Origin of the sequence: Flexivirga alba (genome assembly GCF_042661025.1) — a bacterium.
GTDB classification, from domain to species: Bacteria; Actinomycetota; Actinomycetes; order Actinomycetales; family Dermatophilaceae; genus Flexivirga; species Flexivirga alba.
The window spans coordinates 3,225,933-3,241,676 of record NZ_JBHSWH010000001.1 but is presented as its reverse complement, the minus strand read 5'-3'; the positions used below and the strand labels follow the sequence as shown (position 1 = coordinate 3,241,676).

Annotated in this window: 12 protein-coding genes and 1 pseudogene; 10 read left to right on the top strand and 3 right to left on the bottom strand. The window is 65.7% G+C overall.

Annotated elements, in window-relative coordinates; all coding sequences use genetic code 11:
* Nucleotides 1-12: 12 nt before the first annotated feature.
* Together ACFQDH_RS15890 and ACFQDH_RS15885 are read left to right on the top strand one after the other, a co-directional pair.
* On the top strand, nucleotides 13-480 hold the full coding sequence (locus ACFQDH_RS15890; RefSeq protein WP_382403385.1) for a MarR family winged helix-turn-helix transcriptional regulator: 468 nt from the start codon (nucleotides 13-15) through the stop codon (nucleotides 478-480).
* A gap of 113 nt (nucleotides 481-593) precedes the next feature.
* Nucleotides 594-2,285 (top strand): MFS transporter, encoded by a 1,692-nt coding sequence (locus ACFQDH_RS15885; RefSeq protein ID WP_382403384.1) that lies wholly within the window; start codon nucleotides 594-596, stop codon nucleotides 2,283-2,285.
* 21 nt (nucleotides 2,286-2,306) lie between these two features.
* Here ACFQDH_RS15885 and ACFQDH_RS15880 read toward each other — a convergent pair whose 3' ends face one another.
* From ACFQDH_RS15880 to ACFQDH_RS15870, 3 genes and pseudogenes are all read right to left on the bottom strand, one after another.
* Nucleotides 2,307-3,140, bottom strand: a complete 834-nt coding sequence (locus tag ACFQDH_RS15880) for an alpha/beta fold hydrolase (protein WP_382403383.1) — start codon at nucleotides 3,138-3,140, stop codon at nucleotides 2,307-2,309.
* A 102-nt stretch (nucleotides 3,141-3,242) separates the two neighbouring features.
* Nucleotides 3,243-5,224 (bottom strand): annotated as a pseudogene (gene thrS / locus ACFQDH_RS15875) (threonine--tRNA ligase).
* Nucleotides 5,225-5,529: 305 nt separating this feature from the next.
* The gene (locus tag ACFQDH_RS15870; protein ID WP_382403382.1) at nucleotides 5,530-6,624 is read right to left on the bottom strand and encodes a serine/threonine-protein kinase; all 1,095 of its coding nucleotides are present in this window, start codon (nucleotides 6,622-6,624) and stop codon (nucleotides 5,530-5,532) included.
* A 341-nt stretch (nucleotides 6,625-6,965) separates the two neighbouring features.
* Between ACFQDH_RS15870 and ACFQDH_RS15865 the strand changes: the two genes are divergently transcribed.
* The 8 genes from ACFQDH_RS15865 to ACFQDH_RS15835 all read left to right on the top strand — a co-directional run bounded on the left by ACFQDH_RS15865 (nucleotide 6,966) and on the right by ACFQDH_RS15835 (nucleotide 15,717).
* The gene (locus ACFQDH_RS15865) at nucleotides 6,966-8,138 is read left to right on the top strand and encodes a cytochrome P450 (protein WP_382403381.1); all 1,173 of its coding nucleotides are present in this window, start codon (nucleotides 6,966-6,968) and stop codon (nucleotides 8,136-8,138) included.
* 37 nt (nucleotides 8,139-8,175) lie between these two features.
* Nucleotides 8,176-9,306 (top strand): glycosyltransferase family 4 protein, encoded by a 1,131-nt coding sequence (locus tag ACFQDH_RS15860; protein WP_382403380.1) that lies wholly within the window; start codon nucleotides 8,176-8,178, stop codon nucleotides 9,304-9,306.
* Between the two features lie 30 nt (nucleotides 9,307-9,336).
* Entirely contained in the window at nucleotides 9,337-9,930 is a 594-nt protein-coding gene (locus ACFQDH_RS15855; RefSeq protein WP_382404880.1) for a mechanosensitive ion channel, read from the top strand.
* 157 nt (nucleotides 9,931-10,087) lie between these two features.
* Nucleotides 10,088-11,311 (top strand): aconitate hydratase, encoded by a 1,224-nt coding sequence (locus ACFQDH_RS23950; RefSeq protein ID WP_465253880.1) that lies wholly within the window; start codon nucleotides 10,088-10,090, stop codon nucleotides 11,309-11,311.
* Nucleotides 11,263-12,051, top strand: a complete 789-nt coding sequence (locus ACFQDH_RS23945; protein ID WP_465253879.1) for a hypothetical protein — start codon at nucleotides 11,263-11,265, stop codon at nucleotides 12,049-12,051. Before ACFQDH_RS23950 ends, ACFQDH_RS23945 begins: the two co-directional genes overlap by 49 nt.
* Nucleotides 12,052-12,811: 760 nt before the next feature.
* Complete coding sequence (locus ACFQDH_RS15845) at nucleotides 12,812-13,636, top strand: TOMM precursor leader peptide-binding protein (RefSeq protein WP_382403379.1); 825 nt, start codon at nucleotides 12,812-12,814, stop codon at nucleotides 13,634-13,636.
* Complete coding sequence (locus ACFQDH_RS15840) at nucleotides 13,633-14,880, top strand: YcaO-like family protein (RefSeq protein ID WP_382403378.1); 1,248 nt, start codon at nucleotides 13,633-13,635, stop codon at nucleotides 14,878-14,880. The genes ACFQDH_RS15845 and ACFQDH_RS15840 overlap by 4 nt, the downstream gene beginning before the upstream one ends.
* Before the next feature lie 12 nt (nucleotides 14,881-14,892).
* Nucleotides 14,893-15,717: a SagB/ThcOx family dehydrogenase gene (locus tag ACFQDH_RS15835; RefSeq protein ID WP_382403377.1), complete on the top strand. Its 825-nt coding sequence runs from the start codon at nucleotides 14,893-14,895 to the stop codon at nucleotides 15,715-15,717.
* The last annotated feature ends 27 nt before the right edge of the window (nucleotides 15,718-15,744 follow it).

Genomic DNA, 15,744 nt, shown 5'->3' with positions numbered 1-15,744 from the left:
GAAGGATCATCGATGAGCCAGGACCGGCCGGAACCACCCACGCTGCTCTACCTGATCAAACAGGTCGAGCTCGCGTCGCGAGCCGGTCTCGACGAGCTCACCCGACCGGTCGGCCTGACGGCGCTGCAGTACACAGCGCTCACGGTGCTCGAGCGACATCCCGACCTCACCGCCGCGCGTCTCGCGCGCAACTCCTTCGTGACCGCGCAGAGCGTGGCCGACATGGTGACCACACTGCTGCAACGCGGGCTCATCGACCGCCACCGCGACCCGAGCGACCGTCGTCGACTGGTGCTCGCACTCACCGCTGACGGTCGCCAACTGCTGGCTCGGCTGCGTCCCGATGTCGCGGCGCTCGAGGAGCGGATGCTCACCCAACTGCCCGTCACCGCATCGGCAGAACTGCGTCGCCTGCTGGAAGCGTGCCGGCAGGGCCTCGGCACGCGAGGCGACGACAGCGGCGAGCTGGAAACCGGCTGATCCGAGCGGATGCGGAGCATCGGACAGATCAACAGGATTCTTTAGCATTTTTCTTCCGCTCAGTGAAAGCGAAGTGATGCGGCCCACATCACTGACCTGCTTCGCTCCTCGGCATGGATCAGACCGAAACCACCGCACCCGATTCGGTGCTGCCGAAGCTGACGGCCGGGACGCTGATCGCAGCGATCGCCGCGTGCTTCCTGGCTCAGGTCGGCGTGAGCATTCCCGCCGTCATCAACGGATACATCAATCAGGACCTGCATCTGTCGTCGACGGCGCTGACTTGGGTCTCGGACGCCTTCATGGTGCCGGTGACCTTGCTGGAGTTGACCTTCGGCGTCGTCGGCGACCTCTTCGGCCGCAAGCGACTGCTCGCCGTCGGGTCACTCCTGGTCTGCGCCGGCGGATTGCTGTCGTTCTTCACCCCGTCGGGTGAGACTGCCATCCTGCTGACCGGACAGGTCATCGCCGGCACGGGCGCCGCAGCCATCTTCCCCACCTCGGTGGCGATGCTGGCCGCCGGCACGCACACGGTCAAGGACCGTGCGCACGCCATCTCGATCTGGGCGGCAGCGCTCACGGCCGGCGGATTCATGTCCCCCTTGATCGGCGGGCTGCTGGCCAAGATTCATCACGATGGCGGCGAATTCGCCAGTTGGCGGTATGCGTTTCTCGCCATGGCGGTGCTGGCGATCATCAGCACGATCGTCACGCTCACCTGCGCTCAGGACTCGTCCTCGCCCCAGGGCCGCTCGCTGGACTGGCCGGGACAGGTCACGGTCGCGATCGGCATCTTCGCGTTGCTGTTCGGCGTGATCCAAGGTGCCGAGGACGGCTGGGGCAGCGCGCGGGTCGTCGGCGCCTTCGTCCTCGCCGTCGTCTTCCTGGTTCTGTTCGTCGTGGTCGAGTTGCGCGTCGACAAGCCGCTGATCCAGCTGCAGCTCTTCAGCAACCGGATGTTCACGGTGTCCGCGATCGTGACGGTGCTCGGGATGTTCGCCTACCTCGGGACCGCCTACGCCACCAGCATCCGGCTGTCGGCCATTCAGGAGTACACACCCCTGAAGACGTCGATCGGGTTCATCCTGCTCAACATCATGGGTGTCGTCCTCTTCCCCGTCAGCACCAGAATGCTGCAGAAGCTCAACCCGGGTTGGGTGCTCGCAGGAGGTATGGCGCTCATCGGCGTCGGCAACGTGGCGATGGCCGCCATACCCGCTACGCACCTGGGGCTCGGCGCAATCGCCCTACCACTGCTGGTGATCGGTGCCGGGTTCAAGATCGCGGTCACCGCCATCACCGTTGTCGCGGTCAACAGCGTTCCCACGTCCAAAGCCGGTATGGCGAGCGGCGCCACCAGCATGTTGCGTGACTTCGGCCTGACGCTCGGGCCGGCGATCGTGGGTGCGATCGCACTGACGAGTGCCGCGAGCCGGATCAGCGACAAGATCGCGTCGTCCGGTCCGTTGCAGAAGTCGCTCAGCGAGTTCTACGCCGCACCCGGGCATGTTCCGGCCGCCGAGAGGCCGACGGTCCAGGCCGCGGTCGCAGCGGTGAAGTCGGGGCCGCTCGGCCAGAATGCGGTGCCGTCGCAGGTGCCGGGCGCCGACGGCAAGATGCAGCCGTTCAACCCGCTCAAGGACGTCGCGTTCCACGCGCTGTCCCATGGCTATGCGCTCGGCTACCTGGTTTGTGCGATCGCCGCCCTGCTCGCCGCTGTCATTGCCGCCGTGCTTCTCGGTGGACGCAAGCACGACCACGCCTTCGCCCCGCAGGAGGAGATGGCCACGGCCTCCGAGGTCTAGTTCTAGGTCGGCGGTCCCGCCTCAGGTCTGAGGCGGGACCAAGAACTTCGTGACGAGATCGGTTGTCTCGACGGCGAACTCGTCGAAGAAGCCATGCCGACCGGTCGCGTGGACGTGGAGTCGGCTGCCCCTGATCCGCTCGTGCAGCACCATCGCGTTGGCTACCGGCGCGAAGCGGTCTTCGGCGCCGTGCAGGATCAGGGTCGGTGCGTCGATCTGCTGCAGGCGGTCAGCGGCGTCGTGTCTCGCGCTCACCCGCAGGTGTCGGTTGGCATCGCGTCGCGTCATGGTCGGGTCGCCGAAGAGGTAGGTCGGCACTGCGTCATACCCGCCGTGCGCGGCGATCCAGTCCGGTGTGTAGAAGAGGTCTGCCGTAGTGCGCAGGCGCGCGGCTCGGTCCGGGCTCGAGAGTGCGAGACGTACCTCCCGGTCACGCTCCGTGGCGACAGGGCCGCCCGGCGTGGTGCAGGCGAGCACGAGCGCGCGCACCAGCTCCGGGCGTGCGATGGCCAGCTCCTGCGCAATGCGCCCACCCATCGACGTGCCGTAGACGAAGGCACTGCCGATGCCAAGTGCGGACAACACCGCCGCTGCATCGTCCGCGAACAGCTTTGTTGACCAACGGGTTTCGTCTTCGGATCCGGTGGCCGCCTGCAGTCGCGCGGTCCCTCCAGTGCCCCGGTAATCGAAGGTGACAGTCAGGAAGCGCTCGGTCAACAGCGGTCGTACATGTTGCCACCAGGCATGCGAATTTGCCTGTCCCTGCAGCAAAAGCAGTGCCGGGCCGTCCCGCGGCCCCTCGACCTGGTGCGCGACCCGGGCACCGGCGACCGGGCTGTTCCCTCGCAGCTTCATGACGCGAACCCGGACTCCCCGGACGTGGTGCAGCCCCCGGGGCCTCGAGTGTCCGTGGGGGCTGCACTTCGTCCAACTAGTGACGTTCGGGCTTGGTTCCCGTTAGACCTGTGCCTTGTCGCGGACCGCCGCTTCGATCTCGGCGATCGCGTCAGCGACCGGGACACCGTTGCGCTGGGAGCCGTCGCGGAAGCGGAACGACACGGCATTCGCCGAGCGGTCTTCGTCTCCGGCGATCAACGTGAACGGCACTTTCGACTTGCTGGCATTCCGGATCTTCTTCGGGAAGCGGTCGTCCGAGTCGTCGAGCTCGACGCGAATCCCTTTCTCCTGCAACTGATCCAGCACACCCTGAAGGTATGACGCAAACTCCTCGGCAACCGGCACGCCGAGCACCTGCACGGGTGACAGCCACGGAGGAAGGCCCCCGCGTAGTGCTCGACCAGCACACCGAGGAAGCGCTCGATCGACCCGAATTTCGCCGAGTGGATCATCACCGGCTCCTGGCGCGTGCCGTCCGCGGCCTGGAACTCCAACCCGAAGCGGTTCGGCTGGTTGAAGTCGTACTGGATGGTCGACATCTGCCAAGTGCGGCCGATGGCATCACGGGCCTGCACGGAGATCTTCGGTCCGTAGAAGGCGGCGCCGCCCGGGTCCGGCACGAGCTCCAGGCCGGTCTCGGTCGCGACCTGCTCCAAGATCGCGGTCGCGGTCTCCCACTGCTCGTCGGAGCCGATGAACTTGTCCTTCTTGTCGCCCTCGGTCTCCCGGGTCGACAACTCCAGGTAGAAGTCCTCCAGCCCGAAGTCGCGCAGCAATGACAGCACGAAGTTCAGCAGGTGCCGGATCTCCGCCGGCGCCTGCTCGGCGGTCACGTAGGAGTGCGAGTCGTCCTGCGTCATACCGCGCACTCGAGTCAGACCGTGCACGACGCCGGACTTCTCGTAGCGGTAGACGGAGCCGAATTCGAAGAAACGCAAGGGCAATTCGCGGTAGGAGCGCCCCCGCGACTTGAAGATCAGGTTGTGCATCGGGCAGTTCATCGCCTTCAGGCGATACTCGGCGCCCTCCAGCGACATGCCCGGGAACATCGTGTCCGCGTAGTAGGGCAGGTGACCGCTGGTGTGGAAGAGCCCGTCCTTGGAGATGTGCGGGGTGCCGACGTACTGGAAGCCCTCCTGCAGGTGCCGCGTGCGGACGTAGTCCTCCATCTCGCGCTTGATCACACCGCCCTTGGGGTGGAAGACCGGCAGCCCGGACCCGAGCTCCTCGGGGAAGCTGAAAAGGTCGAGCTCGGCGCCCAGCTTGCGGTGGTCGCGCTTCTCCGCCTCGGCCAGCCGGTCGAGGTAGGCCTTCATCTCGGCCTTGCTCGGCCAGGCAGTGCCGTAGATGCGCTGCAGCTGCGGGTTCTTCTCCGACCCACGCCAGTAGGCGGCGGCGGAGCGCATGATCTTGTAGGCGTTGCCGATCAGCTTGGTCGACGGCAGGTGCGGTCCGCGGCACAGATCGCCCCAGGCAACCTCCCCGTCGCGACGGACGTTGTCGTAGATCGTCAGACCGCCCTCGCCGACCTCGGCGTCGGCGCCCTCGGCTGCGTCGCCGGCCTTCGACTTCAGCCCGATGAGCTCCAATTTGTAGGGCTCCGAGGCGAGTTCGGCGCGTGCGTCGTCGTCGCTGATCTCGCGGCGCTGGAAGGTCTGGCCCTCGTTGACGATCTTCTGCATCGCCTTCTCGAGGGCCTTGAGGTCCTCGGGCGTAAAGGGTGTCTCGACGTCGAAGTCGTAGTAGAAACCGTCGGTGATCGGCGGCCCGATGCCGAGCTTGGCATCGGGATTGACCTGCTGGACCGCCTGTGCGAGCACGTGCGCGGTCGAGTGCCGCAGCACGTTGAGACCGTCCGGTGAGTCGATCGGGACCGGCTCGACGAGCGCGCCCGCCGGGATGTCGCGGAACAGGTCCTGCAGCTCGCCATCGACCGTCATCGCCACGATCCGCCGGTCGTCGCCGAAGAGTTCGGTGCCCGTCGTGGCCTGCTCGACCCGTCGGCCAGTGGCGGCAATGGGTTCGGCTTGACCTGCTGACACGGGTGTTCTCCTTATGGAATGGCGGGGTATGGCGAGCGCCGACTCGTCATACGGACGGGTGCCCGGCGCCACGCGGTGTCAGATTATCGCTTGACCCTCTCGCGACGTCAGGCCGCATCGTCATAGCCGTGACCAGGAGAATCGAAAGCCATGGATGAACTCACGGTCGGTCAGCTGGCCGAGCTGTATGGCGTGACGGCTCCGACCCGAAGTTCACCGAGATGCTGCCGGCGCCCGACGCAGCCGAATGGATTCGGTCCGCATTTCACGCGAACGCCGATCGGCTGACTGCCGACTGACCGCCCTCAGCGCGTCGCGACGGCGTAGGCGACGACCGCCACGCAGATCAGCGCCAGCACAGCCGCGACGACCCACAGGGTCCGGGAAGCGCTGCTGCTCGAGGCCGCCGCAGAGTCGCGAGCCGATGAGACTCGCGGGGCGCGGACCGGCTCTGCGCGCCGCGACGAGGCGTTACCGGGCAGCGGGGCGTTGCCTCGCGGCACTGGTCGCGTTGGCCCCGAAGCGGGGCGTCCCGGTGGTGCCGGGGTGACCGTCCGCCTCGGTTGCGACATCGCCGACCGGGCGGCATTCATCAACTCGGACGCTGTGGCCGGGCGACGGCCGGGGTCTTTCGCCATACCCGATTGCACGACGCGGTCCAGTGCGCTCGGCAGGTCGGTGCGGTGCTCGCGCAGCGACGGCGGTGGCGCGTTCAGGTGCGCGGCGATCAGCTGCACCTGCTGGCCGACGCCGAAGGGTTTGCTGCCGGTCAGCGACTGATAGAGCACGCACGCCAACGAATAGACGTCGCTGCGCGCGTCGGAACGCGGCGGCACCTGCAACCGCTCCGGTGCCATGTATGACGCACTGCCCACGACCTGCCCGGTGGAAGTCAGGTCCTGCTGGCTGGCACTCGCCGCGATGCCGAAGTCGACCAGGTAGGCGAACCCCTTGGGGTCGACCAGGATGTTGGACGGCTTGACGTCGCGGTGCACCAGCCCGGCACGATGCGCAGAATCCAGCGCGTCCCCGATCTGGCTGAGCAGGTCGAGGGTCCGCGACACCTCCAGCTGCCCGCGATCCAACAGCTGGGCAAGGTTGCGACCATCGACGAGCCGCATGTCCAGATAGAGGCGACCATCGATCTCGCCATACCCATGGATCGGTATGACGTGCGGGTCGGTCAGCCGAGCGACGATCGCCGCCTCACGCTGGAAGCGCGCCCGGTATTCCTCATCCGCCGCCGTCGCCGGGTGCATGACCTTCAAGGCGACGTCCCGTCCCAGCCTCGTGTCCGTGGCACGAGCGACCTGGCCCATGCCACCAGTGCCGATGACCTCGTGCAGGACGTAGTGCCCGAAACGCGCCGGCGGACGTGGCGGCCGCTCCTCGCCCGTCATGACGGCACACCTCGGCGCGGGACTGATGCAACGATCACGGCGCCACATTAACTGCCCCGCCTTGGTCGCTGTCACAGCGTGCGCGTGCCGCACCGCGAACAACGACTTCGTCGGTTACCGTTGACCTGTTGTCCGCCTTGACACAGGTATCGTGACCAGGCTGCGCGGAGACCCGCGGGCCGCTACCGCGGGGACAGCATCCACCGTATTTCCAGGAGACGAACCACAGTGAACGCGACGACATCGATCCGTCGGTGGGTCGCCCAGCGACTGCTGTCAACTGCCGCAGCAGGCCGCTCCTCGGGGCTGGCAGGTATCTCAGCGCTACCCAAAAGCTGACCATGCCGTTGCGGCGCAACGGCATGGATCCGCTCCCCGAGCTCGGGCAGCTGCGCGACCACGACCCGGTGCAACGCCTGCGCCGGGTGTTCGGCATCAACGTGTGGCTCGTCAGCGGCTACCACGAGGCCAAGGCCGTGCTGGCCGACACCAAGAGCTACAGCACCGACATCCGACCGATGCTCGGCATGGGAAGTGATGTGAAGATCGGCGGCCTCGGCTTCACCGACCCGCCCGAGCACAGTCGACTGCGCAAGATCCTGACACCGGAGTTCACCGTGCGCCGCCTCGCGCGGTTGCAGCCGTTCATCGACGAAGTCGTCGCCGCGCGGCTGGACGCCATGGAAGCGGGCGGCCCGGTGATCGACCTGGTCAACGACTTCGCGTTCCCGATCCCGTTCCTGGTCATCTGTGAGTTGCTCGGCCTGCCCGTCGAGGACCGCGAGCACTTCCGCAAGCTGGGACACGCCCGTTTCGACGTCACCAACGGCGGCATAGGCGTCTTCGGAGCGATGAGCGAGTCCCGCGAATTCCTGCAGGACGCCGTCCGTCGGCAGCGCCTGGAGCCCGGCGACGGCCTCATCGGCCAGATCATCCGTGAGCTCGGCGACGACGTCAGCGACGAGGAGCTCGGCGGCCTGGCCGACGGGGTCTTCACCGGTGGCTACGAGACGAGCGCCAGCATGCTGTCGCTGGGCACCTTGGCTCTCCTTCGTGACCGGGACAGCTACGCACGGGCCGGCCAACGCGAGCACGTCGACTCGGTCGTGGCGGAGTTGCTGCGTTACCTGTCGGTCGTGCAGATCACCTTCCCGCGATTCGCCAAGGAAGACCTGACTCTCTTCGGCAAGCCGATCAAGAAGGGCGACGTCGTCGTCGTGTCCCTGTCGGGCGCCAACCGTGACCCGGTGCTGGGCGAGGACACCGAGACGATCAACCCGCACATCGACCGGCCCACCCACCTCGGCTTCGGACACGGCTTCCACCGGTGCGTCGGTGCCGAGCTGGCCCGGATGGAGTTGCGCTCGGCATTCCTCGGACTCGTCGAGCGGTACCCGAACCTCGAGCTCGCGACACCGCTCGACCAGCTCGCGTTCCGTGACCTGTCCATCGTGTATGGCGTGGAGTCACTCCCTGTCCGGCTGCGGCCTGAGTCAAGCCGCGACGTCGCATGACCACCCCAACCCTGTCCCGTCCCGTCGCGAGCACACGGTGAGGATCGTCCACGTCGCTGACTCCTTCCCACCCGACGTCGGAGGGATCGAGCGTCAGGTGGAGGCGCTCGCGCTCGCCCAGCGCAAAGACGGGCACGACGTCTCGGTCATCACCGCGGTGAACAAGGACGGCGCCCAGGATCAGGACCAGGACCTCGACGTCCACCGCGGGCTGCGCACGCGCTGGCTGACCATCGCGTTCCCGTCGCTGAACCACTCGATGGTGGCCGAGGTCCTCGACCGCGGTGACGTCGATGTCGTGCACGCGCACTTCACCGTCGCGTCACCGATCGCCATTTATGTCGCCCGCGCCGCGAGCAAGCGCGGCATCCCGGTCGCGGTGACCGTCCACTCGGTGTGGTGGAAGGTCGCTTCGGCGCACCGCTTCGTCAGCGCGGTCTTCTTCGGCCCGTCGCTGATGCGAGTGGTCTTCTCCGGTGTCAGCACGATGATCGCGGGTCACATCAAACGGGTCTATCCCCGCTGCGGCGCCGTCTCGGTGGTGCCCAACCTGGTCGACACGCAGTGGTGGTCACCGACGACACCGTCGCTGCATCGCGCCGGCGACCCGGACTTCCGGGTCGTGCTGGTCGGCCGGCTCAAGAAGCGCAAGCACATCGACGAGTTCATCGAGATCATGTCCAGGGTCAAGGCCAAAGTGCCTGCCGGAACAGCCGTTTCGGTGTCCATCGTCGGCGCCGGCCCGCGCCACGACAACCTCGTCCAACAGATCGACGACCTCGGTCTCAGCGAATGGATTGACCTGCTCGGTCACCGGACGCCGGAGCAGATCCGTGACCTGCTGCACGACGCCGACCTGTTCGTGGCCCCGTCCCGGCAAGAAGCTTTCGGGATCGCTGCTCTCGAGGCGCGCAGCGCGGGCGTGCCGGTCGTGGGTTACAACTTCACCGGGCTGGTCGATTTCGTGGACAGCGGCGTCGAGGGCCTACTGGTCGACGACGCGGACGACATGGTTGACAGCTTGGCCAAACTGCTGGTCGATGCTGCACGCGTTGAGCAGTTGAAGAAGTCCACCCGCGCACGTCGTCCCAGCGTCACTTTCGAGGACGCGATGCGGGCCACCTACGACTTCTACGAGCGCGCGAAGCGCGAGCTCGGCGGCCGCTGACACACGTTTGACGCGGTCTCCCCTGGCGCCATACGAACGCAGAAGTGCGAGTTACGCGCGCGCAAAATAGCGCTTTTCCGGCAATTCGTCAGGGGGTTCATCACGAAAGTTGTCGCGGCCGTCATCATCCGCGGGATGAACACCCAAGGTGCACTCAACAGCGCCGGCATCGACACGAAGGACGCCGACGTCCCGAAGATCATCTCCCGCGTCGTGCTGATCGCGATTGTGCTGTTCTTCGCGGTGGCCGCCGCGAATGTGCTTCACATCCCGCAGATGACGGAGATCCTCAACACCGTGCTCAGCATCGGTGACCGGGTCGTCTTCGGTGCGGTGATCATCATGGCGGGCGTCTTCGTAACCGGCCTGTTGGCCAAGATGGTCAGCGGCCGGACCGGCGACATCGTCAAGATCGCGACGATCGTCCTGTTCGCCGCCATCGGCCTGCGATACATGGGCCTGGCGAACTCGGTCATCAACCTCGCGTTCGGCGCGGTCGTCGTCGGCGGTGCAGCAGCTGCCGCGCTCGCGTTCGGCCTCGGTGGCCGGGACGCTGCCGCTCGTCAACTGGACAAGATGCAGAACGACGCGACTGCGGCGAAGGCACCGACCGGTTCCGAGTAGCAGTAATGCTCGTCCACAACAACAACGATCGAGGAGCCCGGCGTCGCTGGCGCCGGGCTTCTTGTGTGCGCAGGAAGTTTCGGCAGAAGCGGGCTAAGTTGGGAGACCCGATCAGGTCGGGCGCCGTCGTACGGCTGCCCGCTGGAGAGGAACACTGATGGCGCTCAACGCAGCACAGAAGCTCATCCAGGACCACCTGCTGGACGGAGACCTCACCCCTGGCGCGGAGATCGCGCTCCGTGTCGACCAGGCACTGGTGCAGGACGCGACAGGCACGATGGTGATGCTCGAGCTGGAGGCGCTCGAACTCGGCCGAGTTCGCACCGAGGTCGCTGTGCAGTATGTCGACCACAACCTGCTGCAGGAGGACGAGCGCAACCCGGACGACCACGCCTTCCTGCGCTCGGCCGCACAGCGTTTCGGGTTGTGGTACTCGGGACCGGGCAACGGGGTGTCGCACCCCACTCATCAGCAGCGCTTCGGGCGACCCGGGGCAACCCTGGCCGGATCCGACTCACACACCTGCGCTGCAGGGGCGATAGGCATGCTCGCGGTCGGCGTCGGTGGCCTCGACGTCGCGATGGCACTCGCCGGCGAGCCGCTCTACCTGCGTATGCCGAAAGTCTGGGGCGTGGAGCTGACCGGCGACCTGCCCGACTGGGTGTCGGCCAAGGACGTGGTGCTGGAGATGCTGCGCCGCCACGGCGTCAAGGGCGGCGTCAACCGGATCATCGAATATCACGGCCCCGGCCTGGCCGGCCTGACCGCGATGGACCGACACGTGATCGCCAACATGGGCGCCGAACTCGGAGCAACTGCAACGGTTTTCCCGTCCGATGACGAAGTCCGTCGGTTCCTGGCCGGCGAGGATCGCGAGGACGACTGGCGGGAGCTGCTGCCCGACGAGGGGGCGTCATACGACCTCACGGAGGAGATCGATCTTTCGTCGCTGGAGCCGCTGATCGCCAAGCCCTCCTCCCCCGGCAATGTCGTCCCGGTCCGTGAGGTTGCGGGCGAGTCGGTGTCACAGGTCGTGGTCGGGTCGTCGGCGAACCCGGGCCTGCGTGACTTCGCCGTGGTCGCCGAAATAATGCGCGGTCGGTATGCCGATCGAGGCGTGTCCGTCGACATCAACCCGACGTCGCGCGAGATCCTGCAGGACCTCACCAAAGGCGGATGGCTCTTCGACCTGATCAGCGCCGGCGCCCGGGTGCACCAGTCCGGCTGTCTCGGCTGTATCGGGATGGGACAGGCACCCGCGACCGGGCGCAACAGCTTGCGAACGATGCCGCGCAACTTCCCGGGCCGGTCTGGCAGCCGCGAGGATTCGGTGTGGCTGTGCTCCCCGAGACCGCCGCGGCCGCCTCGCTCACCGGTGTGATCACCGACCCCCGGGAGCTGACCAAACAGTACGGGATCGACTACCCGCGGCCGAAGTTGCCCGAGCACGCGAGTGTCAACACCGCGATGCTGGTGGAGCCGCTGCCCGAGGACGAGGCGCGTCAGGTTGAGCTGGTCAAGGGGCCGAACATCTCCACGCTGCCCGACTTCGACGGGTTGCCGGACCGTATCGAGGCGCAGGTCGGGTTGGTGGTCGGCGACAACGTCTCCACGGACGAGATCCTGCCCGCGGGTGCCAAGGTGCTCCCCTATCGCAGCAACATCCCGAAGATCTCCGACTTCGTCTATGAAGCGGTCGACCCGGAGTATGTCGAGCGGGTGACGGCGCTGCGCGACGAGGGCGGCCACATCATTGTCGGCGGCGAGAACTACGGGCAAGGCTCATCCCGCGAGCACGCAGTCATCGCACCGCGCTACCTCGGCCTGCGGGTGGCCATCGCGAAGTCGTTCGCCCGGATCCACTGGCAGAACCTCGCCAACTTCGGGATCCTCGCGCTGGAGTTCGACGACGCCGGTGACTACGACGACGTGCAGTTGGGCGACACGCTGGTCCTCGACGACTTGCACGAAACGCTCAAGGGCGAGGGCATCGTGGAAGCCAGCAACTCGCGCAGCGAGGCGTCATACAAGCTCCGGCACCAGTTGTCGCCGCGCCAGGTCGACATGGTGTTGGCTGGCGGCCGAATCCCGTTGCGGCGCCAGCAGATCAAGGCCGACTGATCCGCGCACCTCGCCTCCTCTGTCCGTTGAGCGCGACCACTGTCAACATGCCGTCGCGACCGTTCAGGTTGTTACTACGAAGTCCCTATTGACCCGGCTTCGAATTCGGGAGGACGATTCATAGGTCACTCCGGGAGGTAAATATGGCTGGTCAGCACAAGAATCTCGCTGACGTTCACGCGGCTGCTTACCGCGCGTACGTGCAAGCAATGCAAGAGGGAATGGCAGAACTCGACATCGAGGCTCTCGACATACCCTCCGGTGGCACGGCCAACGCTACGGCGTTGCCGTCATGCCACTGCGTCGGCACGCTCTACTGCATGGGCCACTTCGGCTGTGCGGGAGGATGCGTCATGTGCGCCGGAACAGTTGGCACGATCATGTGTTATGCCAACGCGGCTGGCGAAACACCCACAAAGTCCGAGTAGTACGACATGGGCGAGTCGGGGGCCTGGGCGACGGAGCCCTTCAGGAAGCGCTTGTTCACCTGTTCGATCCGAACGTCCGGGTCCCCCAGACTCCGCGATTGGTGGACGACCTCGACATCTTCGACATGCCTGATGGCCTTGGTATCCAATTCCGAGGTGGCGCCTTCCCGGTCGTGGTCCGGGGCCGGTCGGCCGCCGGAGCTTGGGCCTACCTGCGAGTGGCGATGGACGGCAACACCTCCATTGCTGATCTGGTGTCACGGGCACCCGCAGAGGTTGGTCGTACCCCCGTAGCGAAGCTCCTTTCCTTGCTTCACAGCAAGGGACTTCTGATGCAGGAAGAAGCACCGTCCACCCAGGCCGTACAGGGTGACGACAGCACAATTCGTGACCAGGCTGTGTTTTGGGGAAGGCACCTCGGCATTGCGGGTAATGCGTCAGCCGGTAGCGAGGTGCAGAGCCGACTGGCGGTGGCTCGGGTTCTGCTGGTCTCGTCGGGCACCTTCGGGACTTGCGTGGCCGAACTGCTTCGCGGCAGCGGCGTCGGCATGGTTGAGACGGTGGACGCCGCCAGCGAGCCTCCACCATCCACGACGACTCAGCAGGCGCGTCACACTGAACGCGGCACCGTGGCAATCGACTCCTTGGCGCAGCGGGTCGATGACCTCGTATGCGACGTCGACCTCGTCGTGTGCGCGGTCGCGGGAGTGTCCACTGAGGTACCAACGCTCACGAATCGAATCTGCTGCGACACCGACACACGCCTCTTGCTCGCCGTCGTCGCCGAGTCACGAATGGATCTCGGACCGCTCGTCCAGCCCGGTGAATCCGCATGCTACGAGTGCATGCGGCTGCGCGAGCAGAGCATGAGTTCTTCGGCCATGGAAAACCTGCTCTATCGCGCACACGTCGAGGGCTCGGACACTCCGACGCACGTTCTCAGCGAGGCGTTGCCGGTCGCGGCGTTGTACGCATCCCTTGTCGTGATGGAGGCTGTTCGAATTCTGACAGGTATCGCAGCACCGACACTGCTGAACCACGTCACGTCCGTCGAGGGCGTCCGCGGGACGATGTGCACCAACCGAGTCTCACGTGTGCCGCGCTGTCCTGTATGCAGCCGGACGTCGGTGCACACCACCGCGACGGACTTCGTATGACTCGCCTTGCAGAGGAGCTGAGCGACAACAGATTCGGCCTCTTCGGGCAAGTGACCACCGAGCGGCTTGCCGCTCCCTCACCACGATGGTGGATCAGCAACGCGGTCCTCGCCCGGGCGCCGGTGGGGACGGCGTTCTCGGCGGAGCACGCCGCCAGTGCCGGAACATCCATCGACCTCAGTGAAGCCACAACCCGTGCGATCGGCGAAGGTGCAGAGCGTTACTCCGCAATGAATGCGCAGACCCCTCTGATGATGATTCCGATGTCGAGCCTGCGCATCGAAGCCCCTCGCTGCGACCCGTCAGAAGCCGGGACCGCGTGGCTCGCTCCGGCAGACGGAACCGGAGAAGTCACCGTGACGGAGTTGGTCACCCTCGCCGAGGGATCGACGGTTCTGGTGCCGGCAACCATGGCCTGCCTCAACTTCATGCCGGCAGCGCCGGAACGCCCTATCACCCTTCCAATCTCCACGGGTCTCGCGTTCGCGCCGACACTCACGGGTGCTCTTTGGCGTGGGTTGTGCGAAGTTGCCGAGCGAGATGCACTGATGCGCATGTGGTGGTGTCGCACTCCGCTGCCTCGCGTCACGTTCAAGACCTCGAAACGAGTCCCGATCACGCTTCGATTGCGGCTTCGCGAACTCGAGCGAAGCGGCCGCTCCGTGCATTTGTTCTCCCTCACCGACGACTTCCCGGCGCCTGGATGCTTCTGCGTGATCGAGTCGCCGTCGTACCCACGCATTTCGTGCGGTGCGGCAGTCAAGGACGATCTCGCGTCTGCATGCTCCAAGGCGATCGACGAAGCGGTCTCACTCCTGGCGATCGCTCCACATTGGCAGCGAGAGGGCCGCCGATCGCCTGCGGCGGCCCGCGACGTCACGACCCTTGAGGACCACGCCATGTTCTACGCAGACGGCGAGCACCGGGTCGCGTTCAACTTCTTGCTCGATGACGCGCCCGCTATCGAGTTCGATGAAGTTGCCACGACCTCCTGGAGCGAGCCGACAACATGGGATGATCTGCATCGTTTGGCCGTCTCCTTCCGCGATGCACATCATTGGGACGTCCTTTGGATGGATCTCACGGCCACCGAGGTGAAGCCGTATGGCCATGTCGTCAAAGTCGTTGTCCCGCAGATGATTCCGCTGTCTCCCGATCACAACGCCGCCTACCTCGGCACAGCTCGGATTACTCAGAACCGCCCGATCGGCGGGTTCAATGTCCACCCGCATCCGTTTGCGTGACCAGGAGGCGTCGTGCGCGTCGATGAACCGTCAATTGACCTCATCGCTCGTCGGTGGGACGAGAGTCCAAGCGATGAATTCCATGTGGCCACTCGGAACACCTCAACAGTGAAGCGTTTCTATAAGGCACACGAGATCCACTACAGCGCGGAGGTCAAAGAGTTGACCGCGTCTGCGCCGGACGCAATGTCTGTCGGGTCACCGAGGAACTTGGATGGAGACTTGATCGAGCCATCGATGCCTCTGTCCGAAGCAATCAAATCGCGGTCGAGCGAACGCGCCTTCGGTGAACGAGGTCTATCGCAATCGTGCCTTCGTTCCTTATTGTTCCACGCCAGCGGCGTCAGAACGACAACCTCGTTGGCAGACGGTACCCCCGTGTTCCGCCGCAACGTTGCGAACTCGGGAAACCTCGGCTCGTGCGAGGTATTTATAGTTGTGCACGAGGTCCAGTCACTGACGTCGGGGATCTACCACTACGACAGCTTGGCGGGCAGTTTGGGCCTGCTGAAGGAGGGCCATTTCCGCACGTGGTTGCGTGAATACGTTCTCTACCAAACCGAACTCGCCGATGCGCCGTTGACCGTCGTGCTCGCGGGTGCGGCCGGACGGCTGAAGCAGAAGTATGGCGATCGCGGCTATCGCCTTGCGCTCATCGACGCCGGGCACGTTTCGCAGAACCTCTATCTCGTGGCGACGGCGCTTGGTCTGGCGATCACGGCGACCGCAGGTTTCATCGACGATGAACTCGACCGTGCCCTGGGTCTGGACGGCCTCGACTACGCATCCCTCCTCGTCATGGCGGTCGGACATCGCGCAACCCTAGTCCGAGAATGAAGGTGACCAGGCAGGCGGCAGTTACTC